Genomic DNA, 16,405 nt, shown 5'->3' on the forward strand with positions numbered 1-16,405 from the left:
TAGAATGCTTTATTTTATTGGCTCGCAAAACAGGAATCTTGTTTTATGAAAGACGCCACTGTGCGTATCGCTACTCGCCGCAGTCCACTGGCGTTGTGGCAGGCAGAGTTTGTTCGTGATGAACTATTAGCCTTACACCCGCATCTGACCATCGAATTAGTCAAAATCAAAACCCAAGGCGACATCATTCTTGATACACCTTTAGCCAAAGTCGGCGGCAAGGGCTTATTCGTTAAAGAGTTGGAAGTTGCCATGTTAAATGGTGAAGCCGATATCGCTGTGCACTCAATGAAAGATGTGCCGGTAGAGTTTCCTGAAGGGCTGCACTTACCTGTGATCTGTGCGCGTCATGATCCATTCGATGCTTTCGTATCTAATGATTACGCTAGCGTTGATGATTTACCGCAAGGTGCCAAGGTTGGGACGTCGAGCCTGCGCCGTGAATGTCAGCTTCGTCATTACCGACCGGACCTGCAAATTTTACCGCTCCGCGGTAATGTTAATACCCGTTTGGCTAAGCTGGATGCTGGTGATTTTGATGCCATTATCCTAGCCAAAGCGGGCTTGGAGCGTCTGCAATTTGATGAACGTATTCGCAGTGCATTAACTGCTGAGCAAAGTTTGCCAGCTATTGGTCAAGGTGCACTCGGTATCGAAACGCGCATCGAAGATGCTGAGCTTAATGCATTAATTGCGCCGCTAAACTGCCCTCAAACCAGTATTACAGTTCGTGCAGAACGCGCATTAAATCGTCGTCTGCAAGGCGGTTGTCAGGTGCCAATCGGTGGGTATGCCATTTTGGATAATGACAAACTTTGGTTACGCGGTTTGGTTGGCCGACCAGATGGCACGGAAATGTTACTTGATGAAATCAATGGTGATGCTAAAGATGCCGAAACGCTTGGTTTGGCGCTAGCTGAAAAATTATTAAGTCGCGGTGCGGACAAAATTCTTGCTGAAGTTTATGGCTAATCAGCCAAGCCTTAAGGGGCTAAAGGTATTAGTTACCCGGCCAGAAGCCCAATCCGATGGTTTGGTGAATTTGTTGTTAGCTCAACATGCTGAGCCGGTGTTGCTGCCATTGATTGAGATTAAGGCTATCAATACGTGTCACTGGCCGCAGGTTGATTGGCGCAAAGTAAATTGGCTGATTTTTGTGAGTCGAAATGCAGTGCAACACTTTTGCCAAGGCCTGACAAAGCCATTACCTATCAATGTGAAATGTGTTGCTGTGGGAAATGGCACCGCTCAAGCGATGCAAGCACATGGTTTGGTAGTTAGTTTACAGCCAGCTATTTCTAACGGTAGTGAAGGCTTACTTAAACTGACGGAGATGCAAAATCTTGCCGGTCAGAAAGTTGTAATTATCCGTGGGCAAGGCGGTCGTGAGCATCTGGCTGAAACCTTACAGACCAGAGGTGCTACTATTCGTTATATTGAAGTCTATAGCCGACAACTGCCAACGGTGACGGTTGATCAAAAAGCCGCGGCATTAACGGTCGATATTTTGTTAGCGACAAGTGCTCAGAGTGTGTCCCACTTGTTGCAGATCTTTGCTGATAAAAAACCGCAAATCACAGCCAAACCGCTGGTTGTTTTAAGTGAACGAATTAAACAATATGCTTTAACGCAGGGATTTAGTGACATCGTTGTCACAGAAAATGCCAGTGATGATGCGATAATGCAGAAATTGATCGAAATAGGAGCTGAGCATGGATAAAAGCAGCCCATCCTCTGAACAGAAAAAAGCAGAGAAACCAGCCAAAAAACAGCGAAATTGGGCAAAAATTAGACGAAATGCACTATTTTTCGTTATTTTCCTCGCTATTGTTGTTCCTGTTGGTTTGATGTTGTGGTGGAGTTATTTCCAACAGCAACAAATTAATGCGCTGACTGACCAGTTATCTCAATTTGATGAGGTTGAAACTGATATTGCAGCTTTAGGTCGCTCAAGCCAGCGAAACGCGTCCGGGCTTAAGGTTCTTGACGAAACCTTACAAAAGCAAGGTTTAGCCATTCGCGATCTCGAACAGCGCGAACCCTTGACTGATAAAGCGATTCGTTTGCGTTGGACAATTCAGGAAGTTGATTACCTTCTACAGCTCGCTAATCAAAGAACGGTATTAGCAAACGATGCTAGAGGTGCAAAACAAGCACTGCAACTGGCTGATGATAAGGTGCGCGATATTAATGATTACCGCTTTCAGCCTCTGCGTCAGATTATTGCTGATGAGCAATTGGCACTTGATGCGGTCGCTAAAGCTGACATTGCAGGTATTGCCGCTGATTTACAAAGCGCTATCAATGCCATCGATTCTTTACGTGTTGTGAAAGGGCCTAAGCAATTTGCCAAAGATCCAATGGCTGACCCTAATGCTGATCTGACGACTGTTGCTGGTTGGCGGGATGCTGTTAGTGATATTTGGCAGCAAATACGTTCGTTAATCGTGATTCGACAGCAGGAAGATGCCCCGCAAGCCGTTTTGATTCCAGAACAACGCTATTTCCTTTATCAAAACTTACGCTTGAAGCTTGAAACAGCCCGCTTTGCAGTGCTTTCAGGTAGACAAAGTATTTACGATAGCAGCTTGGAAACCAGCATTGATTGGCTGGAGCAATTTTTTGTTGGTGAGCAGCGTGATGCTCTGTTAAGCACGCTAGAAAACCTTCAGGCTGAGAAAATTCAGGTGGCTTTGCCGGATATCAGTGGTTCACTTCGTTGGTTACAGGATTTTGAGCCATGAAGTTGTTACTGATCCTCATCATCGCGTTAGCCCTTGGTGGTACGCTGATTTGGTTGGCAGATTTTCAACCCGGCTTTGTTTTACTGCAATACGGTCAATGGAGTTTAGAAACGTCATTAATCGTTTTTGTTGTGATGTTTCTTATGTTGTTGTTTGCTGGCTACTTTGTTCTGCGCAGCACTTTACTGTTAAAACAGTCCCCTGCAAGACTGGCCAATTGGCAAAAACAATTACGTCAAAAGCGGGCCAGTCAGGCATTAACCAAGGGGCTTATAACGCTTGAAGAGGGCCGTTGGGTTGAAGCCGAGCGGTTATTAGTTCGTCATGCCGGTAATAGTGAAACGCCTTTATTGCACTACTTAGCAGCAGCACGTGCAGCACAAAAACAATCTGCGCCGACGCGTCGTGATAATTATTTAAAATTAGCTCACGAAACGACGGAAGGTGCTGATATCGCAGTGGGAGTTGTTCAAGCAGAGCTGCAACTTTCTGCGGGCCAAAAAGAGCAAGCATTAGCGACTTTGCAGCACTTACGTCAGGTTGCACCAAAACATCCCTACGTTTTGCAACTGTTGCAGCAGCTATATCAAGAAACCGATCAATGGCAGGCGGTGCAATCCGTATTGCCTGATCTTCGTAAGCGTCATGTGCTCGATAATAGTGCCATCAATGAACTAAGTGCTGAAGCTGCGGTTGGTCAGTTACACCATGCATTACTGCGTGAAGACTGGCAGCGAATGACGCAGATCTGGGAGCAAACAGCATCGAAAGTGCGAAATAGCGAAGCACTGCTGATTCCTTATGTGAAAGGATTAATTGCGCAAGGTGAGTATGGTCAAGGCATTACGTTGATTGAGCACTATCAGCGTAAACATTGGAGTGATCAACTCATTTACCAATACGGACTGATACCAGGAGCAAGTCTGTTAAAACGTCTGGCTTTTGCAGAAAAATATTTGAAGCAACATGAAGAAAACCCATGGTTGTTACTGACCTTGGGGCGCTTGGCTGCAGGCAGCAAACTCTGGGCAAAAGCAGAAGCTTATTTGCGCACCAGTATTGAGCATGGCCCACGAGGTGAGACATTTCAGGTATTAGCCGAAGTGCTCACGGCACAAAATAAGCGAGAAGAGGCGGCACAAACTTATCGTCAAGGGTTAGATTGGCAGTTAAAATCAGGGCAATAGCCCAATAAAACGGAATTGGTTTAGTGCAGGAAGTTGGCGCTCATCACTTAATTGATATTTTGATGCTGTTGTTGGCAACAGTCGTTATCATCCCAATTTTCCATAAAATCCGTTTAGGCGCCATCCTTGGTTATCTTACCGCGGGTATATTGCTAGGTCCTTGGGGGCTAGGGGTCATCACAGAGGTTGATGACGTACGCCATCTTGCTGAATTCGGCGTTATTTTCCTGTTATTTATACTAGGTATCGAGCTACGTCCCGATAAACTTTGGGAAATGCGTAAGCTGGTATTTGGGCTGGGTTTGGGGCAATTGCTAATCACAGCAGCAGCAATTTATGCTATCGCCTTAAGTTTTGATCTTCCTCACAATACCGCCATCATTATCGGCTTTGGTTTAGCACTCTCTTCGACCGCATTTTGTCTAAAGTTGCTCTCTGAGCGAGGTGGTATTTCTACGTTGATGGGCCGAATGTCGATCTCCGTGCTGCTGTTACAAGATATTGCTGTTGTACCTTTATTAGCGCTGGTGTCTTATTTTGCCAGTGGTGGTGGCGAACTAACTGAGCCTGGATTACATATGGTGTATCCAGTGCTGATGATCATTGCTCTATTGTTGGTTGGCCGTTACTTACTGAACCCTGTACTTGGTCGTATTGTTGCGAGTGAAGATCCTGAAGTCTTTATGGCTGTAGCGGTACTTATTGTACTTGGCGTCGCTTGGCTGATGCAGTGGGTTGGATTGTCGATGGCTTTAGGTGCATTTTTAGCCGGCATCATGTTGGCAGAGTCTCATTACCGACATCAAATTGAAGCCGATATTTTGCCTTTCCGCGGCATTTTGCTGGGGCTGTTTTTCATGACGGTGGGTATGGAAATCAACTTTGGCTTGCTTTGGGAGAAGTTTGCACTGATTTTAGGGCTAACCATTGGTTTGATGTTACTCAAAGCCGCGATTGTCTATGTGCTTGCTCGTCTAGCTGGCGTTAAAAATGAAATTGCGCTTCAAACAGCCACATTGTTATCACAAAGCGGTGAGTTTGGTTTTGTCTTATTTGGTGTCGCGGCAACGTCAAATGTATTGAGTGAAGAAATCAGCCACTTACTCACACTGGTCATTGCGATGACGATGGCCTTCACGCCATTTGCTGTCAGAAGCATGAATGCCCTGCTGTTAAGGTTTATTGATAGCAAACGCGATGCGGAACATGATTACGACCAACCTGAGTTCATTAACGATGCTCAACAGCATGTTATTTTGGCTGGATTTGGCCGGGTGGGTGCGCGGATTGCGGCGCTGCTGAGTGCGGCTGGCGTTAACTATGTTGGTCTTGATATGCGAGAGGTTCGCGTTAAAGATGCTCGCTCACAAGGTTTTCCGGTTTATTTTGGTGATGCCAGCAAAGTAAAAGTTTTGCGGGCTGCTGGTGCTGATAGGGCAAGCATGATCGTAGTGGCTTTAGATAATCCTGAGCAGGTAGATCGTTTGGTGGCTTCAGTCAGAACTGCCTATCCTGATATGCCGATTCATGCTCGTGCCAGAGATCGTAAACACTGTGCTGATCTGACCGTAAAAGGCGCTACTACTGTTATCTCTGAAACCCTGGAAACCAGTCTCCGTTTAACCGAAGAAGTTTTATTGGGAAGTGGTGTTAATGAAATCGAAACCAAAGCGGTTATCGATGCCTTCCGTGAAGATTATTACTCGAATGTCGTGCAGAAGGTTGCAGATAACAGGGTGGTGTTGGGCGAACTCAAACACTAAACTTAAATACAAAAACGGCGCCTTCGGCGCCGTTTTTAGTGAACTTTATGGCATTAAAGTCGCATTGGCATCACAACATATTGGCGACTGATGTTGTCATCATTAGGTGTAATTAATGCACTGCTATTTTCATCACTGAAAGTCATTTTGACCTTGTTATCCGGCATCGCATTCAATAAATCGAGTAAGTAAGCATTGTTGAAAGCGATTTCCAACGTATTACCGCTATATTCAACGGCAACTTCTTCTTCAGCTGTTTCTTGTTCTTGGTTGGTGACCGTGGCTTTCAGTAAGCCGCTTTCCAATGTCAGACGGACGCTACGGTGTTTGTCATTTGCCAAAATCGAGGCGCGAGATAACGCTTGTTTTAGTTCATCACGTTCAGCAACAACGATTTTATCGCCACCTAATGGCAGCACTCGTTCGTAATTAGGAAATTGGCCATCGATCAATTTTGAGGTGAAGTGTAAGTCGGGCAGCTCAACTTTGATTTGTTGTTGGCTAAAAGCGAGTTTTACTTCAGCATCAACATCACTTAATAAGCGACCTAATTCTAAAATTGCCTTACGAGGAACGATGACACTATTTTTTTCATCAGCCACTTCTGCCGTAGTGATTTCACCCAACGCCAGTCGGTGACCATCGGTGGCTACAGCACGTAATTTATTGGCTTCACGCTCTAACAACAAACCGTTTAGGTAATATCGAACATCTTGGCTCGCCATGGCAAAGCTAGTTTCATCTAACAAATCTTTCAGTGCAGCCTGTGGAATGCTGATTTGTTCGCTGTAATTTGCACCTTCACTGTCTGGGAAATCAGATGGTGAAAGCGTCGCAAGTGAGAAGCGGCTTTTACCCGCTTGCACTAAGGCTTTACTATCTTTGGCTTTAAAGCTAATAGTGGCGCTTGATGGCAAGGCACGGACAATATCCAATAACTTGCGGGCTGAAACGGTGGTTTCACCAGCTTCATCAACGGCAACCGGTAATGTAGCAATCATTTCCAGTTCCATATCGGTACTGGTCATGGTGAGTTTATCGCCTTGTGCTTTTAATAGAATATTCGACAAAATCGGCAGCGTTGAACGGCGTTCAACGATGCTGCAAACCAGCTGCAATGGTCGGGCGAGGCTTTCTTGGCTGACGGTGAATTGCATGATAGTTCTCTCAGGCTAACTCGATAAAGTGCGAAGTAAATTACGATAATCTTCTGCAACGCGGCTGTCACTTTCACGTAGTTCGGCGACTTTGCGGCAAGCATGTAAAACCGTTGTGTGATCTCGTCCACCAAATGCCTCCCCGATTTCGGGCAGACTATGGCTCGTTAATTCTTTGGCAAGTGCCATCGCAATTTGACGTGGCCTGGCAATTGAACGAGTGCGTTTTTTGGCCAGTAAATCAGAGACGCGGACTTTAAAATATTCCGCAGTGGTTTTCTGAATACTTTCCAATGTCACCAGTTTTTGATGCAGCGCCAGTAAGTCTTTTAACGCATCTTGCGCCATTTCAATCGACAAAGGCTGATTGGTAAAACGGGCAAATGCCATAACGCGTTGCAATGCACCTTCCAGATCACGCACGTTTGATTTAATACGTTTGGCGATAAAAAATGCCACATCATCAGGTAAGGTGATGAGGTTTTGTTGCGCTTTTTTGATCAAAATTGCCACACGTGTTTCAAGTTCTGGTGGCTCGATGGCAACCGTTAACCCCCAGCCCAGACGTGATTGGAGACGTTCATCAAGGTTATCGACTTCTTTAGGAAAGCGATCACAGGTCAGGATGATCTGACGTTGCCCTTCCAGCAAACTATTAAAGGTGTAGAAAAACTCTTCTTGAGAACGTTCTTTTTTGGCGAAAAATTGAATATCGTCGATTAATAATGCATCGGCGCTGCGGTAATGCGCTTTAAATTGATCAATGGCGTTATTGCGAAGCGCTGTAATCATATCTTGTACAAAACGCTCAGAAGACAGATAAATTACCTTGGCTTTAGGGTTGTTTTGTTTAATTTTGTTACCCACTGCAAGCATCAAGTGGGTTTTACCCAAGCCGGTGCCACCATATAAAAATAGTGGATTGTAGCCACTGGTACCTGGTGCTTCAGCAACATGAAGTGATGCTGCGCGAGCAATTTGGTTTGATTTACCTTCAACATAACTATCAAAAGTAAACATCGGATTAATTGGGCTGCCCAGTGAAGGTAAAGGATCGGCTTCTGCTGGTTTTGCGGCAACAGGTTCGCGCGGTTGCTCTGGCTTTGGTTTCGGGGCGGGTACGGTATCGCGGGTACCGACTTCAATTGCCACTTTTTGAATAATGCCTTGGGTCAGACCATTCAAAAGCGTGTTAATCTGTGTCTCGAGTTGTTCCTGAACCCATTGCTGTACATAAGGATTGGGCGCAAGTAAGCGCAAACTATCATCAGTCTCAATTGCTTGTAATGGGCGCAGCCAAGTATTCAGCTGTTGTGCCGACAAATCACCTGCGAGATGGGACAGGCATTTTTCCCAAAGCGGTGAAGACACAGCAACTCCTTGATGTAAAAGATTAAACAGGTAGGTATTCGTAAAGCGTAGCGCGTTTACACTTGGGTAGTATAACGCGACCAGCAAGGCACCTAAAGTTATCTGCAAGCCAATCGTTTGGCAAGTAAAATAATGTTGGTGTCAGAGTGTAATGTAGTTTGACGCCTGCTATTGCAAACCCTTATAATCCCACGTCTTTTGTCTTGGGCAGTCTTGGTGGGTTAACCAGCTTTCCGATGCAAAATCATTGATATATCTGGAGTTGGTACAATGAAAAGAACATTTCAGCCGAGTAATCTGAAGCGCAAGCGTACCCACGGTTTCCGTGCACGTATGAAAACTGTTGGTGGTCGTCGCGTGATTAACGCACGTCGCGCTAAAGGCCGCGCAAGTCTGTCAGTTTAATTCTCGCAACTTGCGGGAGCCATGACTTGGCTAAGTTTCGCCGAGCCATGAGAATGAACCGCCCGGGCGATTTCACCCGGGTATTTCGTCAGGGTAAACGCTTCGGCGGTGGTGGTCTGACGATAATTGCACTGCCAAGCAGTGTCGGCCATCCAAGGTTAGGATTGGCCATCGCAAAAAAACATCTCAAACTGGCCAGCCAGCGAAATAGGATGAAAAGGTTAATTCGCGAATCCTTTCGTCAGCATCAAGCATCGTTGGACAGTATGGATATTGTGGTACTGTCGCGTCCCGACATTAGTCAGCGTGACACCATCCAAATCCGGACAGCATTGGAGCGGCATTGGTTAACCGTGGTGACACAATGGCAAAATTCCTGATCTGGCTCGTCCGGGGCTATCGTTTTCTATTGAGCCCATTTCTGGGCATGCAATGTCGTTTCCATCCAACTTGTTCGCAATATATGATTGATGCCATCACGCGTCATGGTGCTATGCGTGGCACTTGGTTGGGTTTGCGACGGCTTTCACGTTGTCATCCTTGGCATGAGGGTGGTGCGGATCCTGTTCCTGAATTAAAGACGAAATCACACAATGGATAATCTCAGAACACTGTTTATTTTTGGTTTGTTAATTGTTTCTTTATTGCTCTGGGAAGCTTGGCAAACTGACTACGTCAGACCTCAGCAAGCTGCACAACAAGCAAGTAGTACCGAAACCGTTGCAGCCTCTGATAGCAGTCAAACAGACTCGGCTGACTTACCATCATTACCTGCTACTACTAGTGATAGTGGCCTGGCTGATTTACCAAATATGAATGGCGAGCAAACCGCTGCAGCGAAGTCAGCCAGTCAAATTCGTGTCACAACTGACATTATTGATGTGTATATCGATTTGAAAGGCGGTGATATTCGCAAATTGGCATTATTAGATTATCCAGTAGATGCCGATCAGCCTGATGTGCCAGTGCAATTTTTGAACGATGGCACTAATCCATTCTTTATCACGCAATCAGGTCTTCGTGCTGATGGTATTGCTGCGCCGACACACTATGATGTGTATCAAGCAGATGAAACCAGTTATGCCTTAGCCGATGGTCAGGACACGCTTGCAGTGCCATTACGCTGGCAGGCTGATAATGGCCTGATAGTAACGAAAACTTACACCTTTAAGCGTGACAGTTATTTGGTAGACGTCCGTTATGACGTTGAAAATGATGGCGCAGAAGCATTCTCTGCCAATCCTTATGCACAGTTTAATCGTACCCGTCCTGGTGATGATTCAATGCTGTTGTATACCTACACGGGCGCTGTTTTCTCAAGTGATCAAAATGAATACAAGAAAGTAGATTTTGATGAGCTAGATAAAACGGCTTACCGCACAGAATCAACCGGTGGTTGGGCGGCAATGATCCAACATTATTTTGTTGCGGCATTATTGCCACAATCTGATGCCGGTCAATTACGTTTTTACGGTAATGCGATTAATAGCAGCAACTACACGGCTGGTATGTTCTTACCACAATTAACTGCAGCGCCGGGTGAATCTGCGTCAGCTGAATACCGCATGTATATGGGGCCTAAAGAAACCCATCGTTTGGAAGATGCGGCTGAAAACTTAGACCTGACCGTCGATTATGGTGTGTTAACCATTATCTCTAAACCATTGTTCATGATTATGGAGTGGTTCCATAAGCTGACAGGTAACTGGGGCTGGTCAATCGTGTTGCTAACGATTTTGATCAAAATGGTCTTTTTTAAATTGTCAGCAAAAAGCTACCGTTCAATGGCCGGTATGCGTAAGTTGACACCAAAACTGACGGCGCTGAAAGAACGTTACGGTGACGATAAACAAAAATTCAATCAAGCCATGATGGATTTATATCGCACTGAAAAAATTAATCCGCTGGGTGGTTGTTTACCGATTTTGGTGCAAATGCCAGTTTTCTTAGCATTCTATTGGGTATTGGTAGAGAGCGTAGAGTTACGCCAAGCTGACTTTATCTTATGGATCAACGATCTGACGGCTATCGACCCTTACTTTGTATTGCCAGTATTGTTTGGTTTAACTATGTTCTTCCAACAAAAACTGAACCCAATGCCACAAGATCCTGCACAAGCGATGATGATGAAGATTTTCCCAATTGTCTTCACCGTCTTCTTTGCGTTCTTCCCGGCAGGTCTGGTGCTTTACTGGTTGGTGAACAACATGCTGTCAATCGCACAGCAGTGGTACATCACGCGTAAGATGGGCGCGCTGTAATTCGTCCAAACTGATGGCTTTAGTCAACACCGATACTATCGTCGCCATAGCCACTGCGCCCGGGCGCGGTGGTGTCGGTGTTGTGCGTTTATCTGGGCCTAAAGCGTTAGATATTGCCAGTGAAATGGCGGGTTCTATAACGAAGCCTCGACATGCAAAATTCGCTAATTTTACATCGCCAGACGGCGAAATCATTGATAGTGGTGTGGCGATATATTTTGCCGGACCCGCATCCTTTACTGGCGAAGATGTCGTTGAGTTACAAGGACATGGTAGCCCGCTGGTTTTAGAGCAATTATGTCAGGTTGCTATGCAGCTTGGCGCTAGAATGGCTCGCCCCGGTGAATTTTCCGAACGTGCATTTCTCAATGGCAAGATGGATTTGGCGCAAGCTGAAGCCGTTGCTGACTTAATCGAAAGTAGTACTGAACAAGCGGCTCGCAGTGCGATGCGTTCACTGCAAGGCGAATTCTCAAAACGTATTAACGACTTCCTCGGAGAGCTCACTTATCTCAGGGTGTTTGTCGAAGCCTCAATTGACTTCGCCGATGAAGAAATCGACTTTCTGGGTGAAGCGCAAGTCGACAAGCAACTGCAAACCTTACTATCGACGCTAGCTTCCATTCAAAATAGTGCACGCCAAGGTCGCTTATTGCGAGATGGTATTAGTGTTGTATTGGCGGGGCAGCCAAATGCCGGTAAATCGAGTTTACATAATCAATTAGCTGGCCATGATGCTGCGATTGTTACTGATGTCGCGGGTACTACGCGTGATGTGCTGCGTGAACAAATTCATTTGGGCGGTTTGCCATTACGAATTTCTGATACCGCTGGTTTGCATGACGCGACAGAAGATAAAGTCGAGTTAGAGGGGATTCGTCGCACGCGTAACGAATTAGCCCAAGCCGATCATATCTTGCTGTTGGTTAATGATGCCTCTGGTATCACAGAGCAAGACAAAGCTATCTTAGCTGACTTACCAGCTGATAAACCATTAACGTTAATCCGTAACAAAATAGACCAAAGTGGTCATGCCGCTGAGTTGACCCAAGAAGATGGTGTTAATGTAATTTACCTGTCAGCTAAAACTGGTGCAGGGATGGATTTATTAACCCAGCATTTACAGCATGCTGTGGGCTTTCATCCGGAAGATGAAGGTGTGTTTATTGCCCGTCGTCGCCATCTTGACGCATTAAACCGTGCTCAATTAGCCATTGAAGCAGGTTATAACTGTCTAACAGGTATGGGCGCGGGTGAATTGCTCGCAGAAGAGTTAAGACAGGCTCAACAGGCTCTTGGTGAGATTACCGGCACATTTACCAACGAAGATTTGTTAGATCGTATTTTTTCGAGCTTCTGCATCGGAAAATAGTCCCTTGCGTTGACTTTGGCTTGTCATTGTCACACGTTACAATCATTCCACATGCAATAAACAAAAGGGCAGGCAATGTTGCGGCTTTACAAAATTGCGTTAGGACGCATCCAAGAAATTCCCGTTACCGATATGTTGACCATCGATCTGCTGAAGCAGGCGGATTGGATTGATGCACTGGAACCAGATGAACATGAACGTGCTTTGCTGGCGACTTTATTTAGCGATGAAGTACCTGATGTTGAAGATGTCGAAGAAATCGAAGCATCAGCACGCTGTTTTACAGACCAAGATGGGTTGCATGTTCACTCGATGTTTCTTGCCGCATCAGAAGGTCGGCATCACACGGTGTCAGTCGCTTTTGTACTACAGGCAGATCGATTGATAGCGATTCGTGATGATGAGCTTAGCGACTTTCGTTTGCTGCGTATGCGTGCACGTCGCGGTCAAATCAGCTGCAAAACCCCAACCGAGCTTCTCATTACCTTGCTTGAGCAGAAAGTCGAGAACCATGCCGATACACTTGAGGACATTCACCGCGAGTTAGAAAAAGTTAGTCACTTTGTCCTCGAAGAGGAAGACAGTGATCTGGAGCAGGCCATCAGTCAGCTTGCTCAGTTGGAAGATAGCAATGGGAAAATGCGTTTGTGTCTGATGGATACACAACGAGATATTTCATTTTTGCTACGTCATCTACCCCAAGTTAATGAGCAGCGTGATACCTTGTATGAGATTTTGCGAGATTTAGAAACCTTGTTGTCGCATACGACTTTTTTGTTCGACAAAATAAACTTTTTGATGGACTCCACCCAAGGGTTTATCAATATCAAGCAAGCGCAAATCATTAAAACCTTTTCGATCGCGGCGGTGGTGTTTTTACCGCCAACCATGATCGCCAGCATTTATGGCATGAACTTCAATGTCATGCCGGAGTTAAGTTGGACGTTTGGTTACCCGATGGCTATTGGGTTAATGGTCGCCGCTGGTATTGCACCTTACTGGGTATTTAAACGTAAAGGTTGGTTATAACAATAAATATTAGGAGCAGAGAGATGAGCCGACATTTTGATAAAGCAGTGGGATTAAGTGAAAACCACGATCCTGCTACTCATGAGTTTGTTTTTAATCAAACCATGTTTCGGATCAAAGATCCTGAACGCACATTACATTTTTATACTGAAATCATGGGTATGACGTTGATTAAACGTTTTGATTTCCCTGCAATGGAATTCACCCTATATTTTCTCGCCGCAATCTCACCACTAGAAAAGAAAAACTGGTCGGAAGATAACGATGAGCGAATCAAACAAACATTTGCGCGCCCTGCGATGCTAGAGCTGACACACAATTGGGGCGATGAAACTAATGATGATGTGCAATACCACAATGGGAATAGCGACCCACGTGGTTTTGGCCATATTGGTTTTGCTGTGCCCGATGTCGATGCAGCTTGTGACCGATTTGAAAAAATGGGTGTGCCATTTATCAAAAAGCCTAATGACGGCAAAATGAAAGGCATTGCCTTTATTCAAGATCCAGATGGTTATTGGATCGAAATCTTCACACCAGATCGACAGCCTGAGCTGTTAAAAGATCATCTAGCCTAGAACAAATGAAACATGATGCTCATCAGCGGATGGGCATCTTGTTTTTACTATCTTGATTTATCATCGGCAAGTGGATCACGTAGCTCGCCATTTTCATTAAGCATGTCGTCATGCTCATCCATTTTCCAGGGCAGAATGCCTGGTGAAATGTGTAAAAAGTGCAGATATTTTTCAAACTGCGTCAGTAAATCATCGATGACTTCTTGTTCGGTACAACCATATAAATCATAAGATGCACCACCCCGACGCATAAATACTTCAGCTCGGTAATAGCGTTTTTCACCAGTGGGATCTTCGACCATTTCCGGATAAGCAAAAGTCGGTGTGATGTAACCACGCATTCTGACATCGTAGATAAAATCGAGCTCATTCTCGCGAATGACCTCAATATAAGCACGATGCTGAACGTCATCAAAAAACACATTGACCGGCCAACCTTGATGTTCCAGTTCAATTTCAACATGTTTCATGGCGGGATAGACGCTATCTCGAATAAAGGCGGCTACGTCTTTGTGCTCGGGAAAATCAAGCAGACTACTTAGACGTTTACGCCATTGTTTAGGGTTATGCTGCCACTGATGCATTGCTGCACTTAGACTAGCCTCACGGTGACCCTCAATAGCAAGTGCGCGCCACATACCAAAGGCTGCGAGCACCATGATGATCGCAAATGGTAGCGCGCTGGTGATGGTCATAGTTTGCAATGCCCCAAGGCCACCAGCCAATAACAAGGTAGAGGCGACAATACCCTCGATGCTTGCCCAGAAAACACGCTGCCAAACGGGCGTTTTGCTACTACCACCGGAGGCAAGAGAGTCAATAACCAATGAACCGGAGTCTGATGAAGTGACAAAGAAAGTGATGATTAAGATGACGGTTATAAAAGAGACGATGCTGGTAAGTGGTAATTGTTCATATAGCTTAAACAACGCGATCGCCGTATCATTTTGTACTTCCGTTATCAGTGCCGTGTAGCCCTGATTCATGATCATGTTCAGGGCCGTATCACCAAAAATGGAGAACCACATAAAGGTGAAGATGGTTGGCACAAATAAAACGCCAAAGACAAACTGACGAATGGTCCGACCACGGCTGATTTTGGCAATAAACAAGCCGACAAAAGGGGCCCAAGCGATGGTCCAGCCGAAGATAAATAAAGTCCAGTTACCAATCCAATCACTACGTGAGTAAGCCTGTAAATTAAAGGTTCGCTCAATAATATTATTTAGGTAACTACCGGTATTTTGAAGAAAGGTTTCCAGAATAACGATGCTGGGGCCGACAATAAACACAAACAACATCAACGATACAGCCAACACCATATTAAGAATTGAGAGTCGTTTAACTCCCTTATCAAGACCGGCGACCACCGACAAAATGGCTAACATGGTGATAATGGTGATGGAGATTATTTGTACAGTGATATTTACCGGAATGTCCGACCATAGGTAGTTTATTCCGGCATTAATCTGAGCCACTGATAAGCCAAGGGTGGTGGCAATACCAAACAAGGTCCCTAGAATCGCAATGACATCAACGGTGTGGCCAATAGGTCCGTAAATACGGTCTCCGATGAGCGGGTAAAGTGCCGAACGCATTGAAAGAGGTAAACCATGACGAAATGCGAAGTAGGCTAATACCAGTCCCGTCAGGCCATAAATTGCCCAGATATGAAATCCCCAGTGGAAAAAAGCAATTTGCATTGCCTGCATGGCTGCATCCACGGTTTCTGGTGCGCCAGTCGGTGGTGATGCGTAATGCAAAACCGGCTCAGCAACACCGAAAAAGAGTAGCGCAATACCGTAGCCAGCAGAGAACAACATGGCAAACCAGGCGGGAAAGCTATATTGAGGTTCAGCATGGTCTGGCCCAAGCTTGGTTTTGCCCCACTTTGATAAGCCAACAATGACAATAAATACCAAGAAAAAGGCGACGGCAAGCATATAAAACCAGCCAAAAGTCTCGGTCAGGAATTTCAGCAAGCCCTCAAAAGCCTCACCAGCAAGCGCCGGATTACTAATAGTGCCAATGACGAGTAGGAGTGTAATGACAACGGCAGGAATAAAAACGGGGATAAGAATCGTACTGCTTCGAGATGGCGCTGGCTGCTCGTGGCTCATAGCTGAGTTCCTGATTGCTTGTTTAAGGCAAGATAGCCACGAGGTAAATTTCTGTAGTTAGCGAGGTGTGGCTTGTGATGTATTTCACTCATTTTGGTGGGCGAGCAACTGACTGTCAAACGCGCACCAGTTTTTAAACAATAAAAAACGCCGCTGTAAGTTGAGCCTACAGCGGCGTTTGATAAGGTTAACTCAGTGTTAGTTAACTAGCCCTTAGGCCCAAGTAAGAACCAAATGAGCAGACCCAACAGTGGGAATAACAGCAGAATCAAAATCCATAATACTTTGGCGACACCACCAGCTGAGCTTTTAGCAACTTTAATAATTGCCCAAATAACAATGATTAACCAAATCAGGCCTAACAGGCCGCCTACTTCCAATCCCATGTGCTTGCTCCTTTGCTTCTTTTATAAAAAAG

16 protein-coding genes are annotated in these 16,405 nt (G+C 45.4%); 12 read left to right on the forward strand and 4 right to left on the reverse strand.

Features of this window, described 5'->3' with window-relative positions; genetic code table 11:
- The first annotated feature begins 45 nt into the window (after positions 1–45).
- The 5 genes from hemC to OMP94_RS06115 are packed head-to-tail and all read left to right on the forward strand — an operon-like array spanning position 46 to position 5,694.
- Positions 46–972: a hydroxymethylbilane synthase gene (gene hemC, locus OMP94_RS06095; protein WP_266277239.1), complete on the forward strand. Its 927-nt coding sequence runs from the start codon at positions 46–48 to the stop codon at positions 970–972.
- A complete protein-coding gene (locus tag OMP94_RS06100; RefSeq protein ID WP_266277241.1) occupies positions 965–1,720 on the forward strand; it encodes a uroporphyrinogen-III synthase in 756 nt (251 codons plus the stop codon). The genes hemC and OMP94_RS06100 overlap by 8 nt, the downstream gene beginning before the upstream one ends.
- Positions 1,713–2,744 carry a uroporphyrinogen-III C-methyltransferase gene (locus tag OMP94_RS06105; RefSeq protein WP_266277243.1) on the forward strand — a complete coding sequence of 344 codons (1,032 nt, stop codon included), beginning with the start codon at positions 1,713–1,715 and terminating at the stop codon, positions 2,742–2,744. Before OMP94_RS06100 ends, OMP94_RS06105 begins: the two co-directional genes overlap by 8 nt.
- Positions 2,741–3,931 carry a heme biosynthesis HemY N-terminal domain-containing protein gene (locus tag OMP94_RS06110; protein ID WP_266277245.1) on the forward strand — a complete coding sequence of 397 codons (1,191 nt, stop codon included), beginning with the start codon at positions 2,741–2,743 and terminating at the stop codon, positions 3,929–3,931. Before OMP94_RS06105 ends, OMP94_RS06110 begins: the two co-directional genes overlap by 4 nt.
- A 23-nt stretch (positions 3,932–3,954) precedes the next feature.
- A complete protein-coding gene (locus OMP94_RS06115; protein WP_266277247.1) occupies positions 3,955–5,694 on the forward strand; it encodes a monovalent cation:proton antiporter-2 (CPA2) family protein in 1,740 nt (579 codons plus the stop codon).
- Positions 5,695–5,747: 53 nt separating this feature from the next.
- On the opposite strand, the gene dnaN is transcribed toward OMP94_RS06115, so the two are convergent.
- Positions 5,748–6,851, reverse strand: coding sequence for a DNA polymerase III subunit beta (dnaN, locus tag OMP94_RS06120; protein ID WP_266277249.1), 1,104 nt, complete (start codon positions 6,849–6,851; stop codon positions 5,748–5,750).
- 15 nt (positions 6,852–6,866) lie between these two features.
- The gene (gene dnaA, locus OMP94_RS06125) at positions 6,867–8,222 is read right to left on the reverse strand and encodes a chromosomal replication initiator protein DnaA (protein ID WP_266277251.1); all 1,356 of its coding nucleotides are present in this window, start codon (positions 8,220–8,222) and stop codon (positions 6,867–6,869) included.
- Between the two features lie 270 nt (positions 8,223–8,492).
- Here dnaA and rpmH point away from each other — a divergent pair, with 270 nt between their 5' ends.
- The 7 genes from rpmH to gloA all read left to right on the forward strand — a co-directional run bounded on the left by rpmH (position 8,493) and on the right by gloA (position 13,867).
- Positions 8,493–8,627 (forward strand): 50S ribosomal protein L34, encoded by a 135-nt coding sequence (gene rpmH / locus OMP94_RS06130; RefSeq protein ID WP_266277253.1) that lies wholly within the window; start codon positions 8,493–8,495, stop codon positions 8,625–8,627.
- Positions 8,628–8,653: 26 nt separating this feature from the next.
- Complete coding sequence (gene rnpA / locus OMP94_RS06135; RefSeq protein WP_266277255.1) at positions 8,654–9,007, forward strand: ribonuclease P protein component; 354 nt, start codon at positions 8,654–8,656, stop codon at positions 9,005–9,007.
- Entirely contained in the window at positions 8,992–9,228 is a 237-nt protein-coding gene (gene yidD / locus OMP94_RS06140) for a membrane protein insertion efficiency factor YidD (RefSeq protein ID WP_266277257.1), read from the forward strand. The genes rnpA and yidD overlap by 16 nt, the downstream gene beginning before the upstream one ends.
- A complete protein-coding gene (gene yidC, locus OMP94_RS06145) occupies positions 9,221–10,888 on the forward strand; it encodes a membrane protein insertase YidC (protein WP_266277259.1) in 1,668 nt (555 codons plus the stop codon). Before yidD ends, yidC begins: the two co-directional genes overlap by 8 nt.
- A 13-nt stretch (positions 10,889–10,901) precedes the next feature.
- Positions 10,902–12,260 carry a tRNA uridine-5-carboxymethylaminomethyl(34) synthesis GTPase MnmE gene (gene mnmE, locus OMP94_RS06150; RefSeq protein WP_266277261.1) on the forward strand — a complete coding sequence of 453 codons (1,359 nt, stop codon included), beginning with the start codon at positions 10,902–10,904 and terminating at the stop codon, positions 12,258–12,260.
- 75 nt (positions 12,261–12,335) lie between these two features.
- Positions 12,336–13,289 (forward strand): magnesium/cobalt transporter CorA, encoded by a 954-nt coding sequence (corA, locus tag OMP94_RS06155; protein WP_266277263.1) that lies wholly within the window; start codon positions 12,336–12,338, stop codon positions 13,287–13,289.
- 23 nt (positions 13,290–13,312) lie between these two features.
- The gene (gene gloA / locus OMP94_RS06160) at positions 13,313–13,867 is read left to right on the forward strand and encodes a lactoylglutathione lyase (RefSeq protein WP_266277265.1); all 555 of its coding nucleotides are present in this window, start codon (positions 13,313–13,315) and stop codon (positions 13,865–13,867) included.
- Between the two features lie 47 nt (positions 13,868–13,914).
- On the opposite strand, the gene OMP94_RS06165 is transcribed toward gloA, so the two are convergent.
- Together OMP94_RS06165 and OMP94_RS06170 are read right to left on the reverse strand one after the other, a co-directional pair.
- Entirely contained in the window at positions 13,915–15,987 is a 2,073-nt protein-coding gene (locus tag OMP94_RS06165) for a BCCT family transporter (RefSeq protein WP_266277267.1), read from the reverse strand.
- 206 nt (positions 15,988–16,193) lie between these two features.
- A complete protein-coding gene (locus OMP94_RS06170) occupies positions 16,194–16,373 on the reverse strand; it encodes a PLDc N-terminal domain-containing protein (protein WP_266277269.1) in 180 nt (59 codons plus the stop codon).
- Positions 16,374–16,405 lie beyond the last annotated feature (32 nt).

Source organism: Methylophaga sp. OBS3, from assembly GCF_026319325.1.
Taxonomy (GTDB): domain Bacteria; phylum Pseudomonadota; class Gammaproteobacteria; order Nitrosococcales; family Methylophagaceae; genus Methylophaga.

Coding starts and splice junctions, on each gene's coding strand:
- hemC (WP_266277239.1), top strand. CDS start 46: ATGAAAGACGCCACTGTGCGTATCGCTACTCGCCGCAGTCCACTGGCG.
- OMP94_RS06100 (WP_266277241.1), top strand. CDS start 965: ATGGCTAATCAGCCAAGCCTTAAGGGGCTAAAGGTATTAGTTACCCGG.
- OMP94_RS06105 (WP_266277243.1), top strand. CDS start 1,713: ATGGATAAAAGCAGCCCATCCTCTGAACAGAAAAAAGCAGAGAAACCA.
- OMP94_RS06110 (WP_266277245.1), top strand. CDS start 2,741: ATGAAGTTGTTACTGATCCTCATCATCGCGTTAGCCCTTGGTGGTACG.
- dnaN (WP_266277249.1), bottom strand. CDS start 6,851: ATGCAATTCACCGTCAGCCAAGAAAGCCTCGCCCGACCATTGCAGCTG.
- rpmH (WP_266277253.1), top strand. CDS start 8,493: ATGAAAAGAACATTTCAGCCGAGTAATCTGAAGCGCAAGCGTACCCAC.
- yidD (WP_266277257.1), top strand. CDS start 8,992: ATGGCAAAATTCCTGATCTGGCTCGTCCGGGGCTATCGTTTTCTATTG.
- yidC (WP_266277259.1), top strand. CDS start 9,221: ATGGATAATCTCAGAACACTGTTTATTTTTGGTTTGTTAATTGTTTCT.
- mnmE (WP_266277261.1), top strand. CDS start 10,902: ATGGCTTTAGTCAACACCGATACTATCGTCGCCATAGCCACTGCGCCC.
- corA (WP_266277263.1), top strand. CDS start 12,336: ATGTTGCGGCTTTACAAAATTGCGTTAGGACGCATCCAAGAAATTCCC.
- gloA (WP_266277265.1), top strand. CDS start 13,313: ATGAGCCGACATTTTGATAAAGCAGTGGGATTAAGTGAAAACCACGAT.
- OMP94_RS06165 (WP_266277267.1), bottom strand. CDS start 15,987: ATGAGCCACGAGCAGCCAGCGCCATCTCGAAGCAGTACGATTCTTATC.
- OMP94_RS06170 (WP_266277269.1), bottom strand. CDS start 16,373: ATGGGATTGGAAGTAGGCGGCCTGTTAGGCCTGATTTGGTTAATCATT.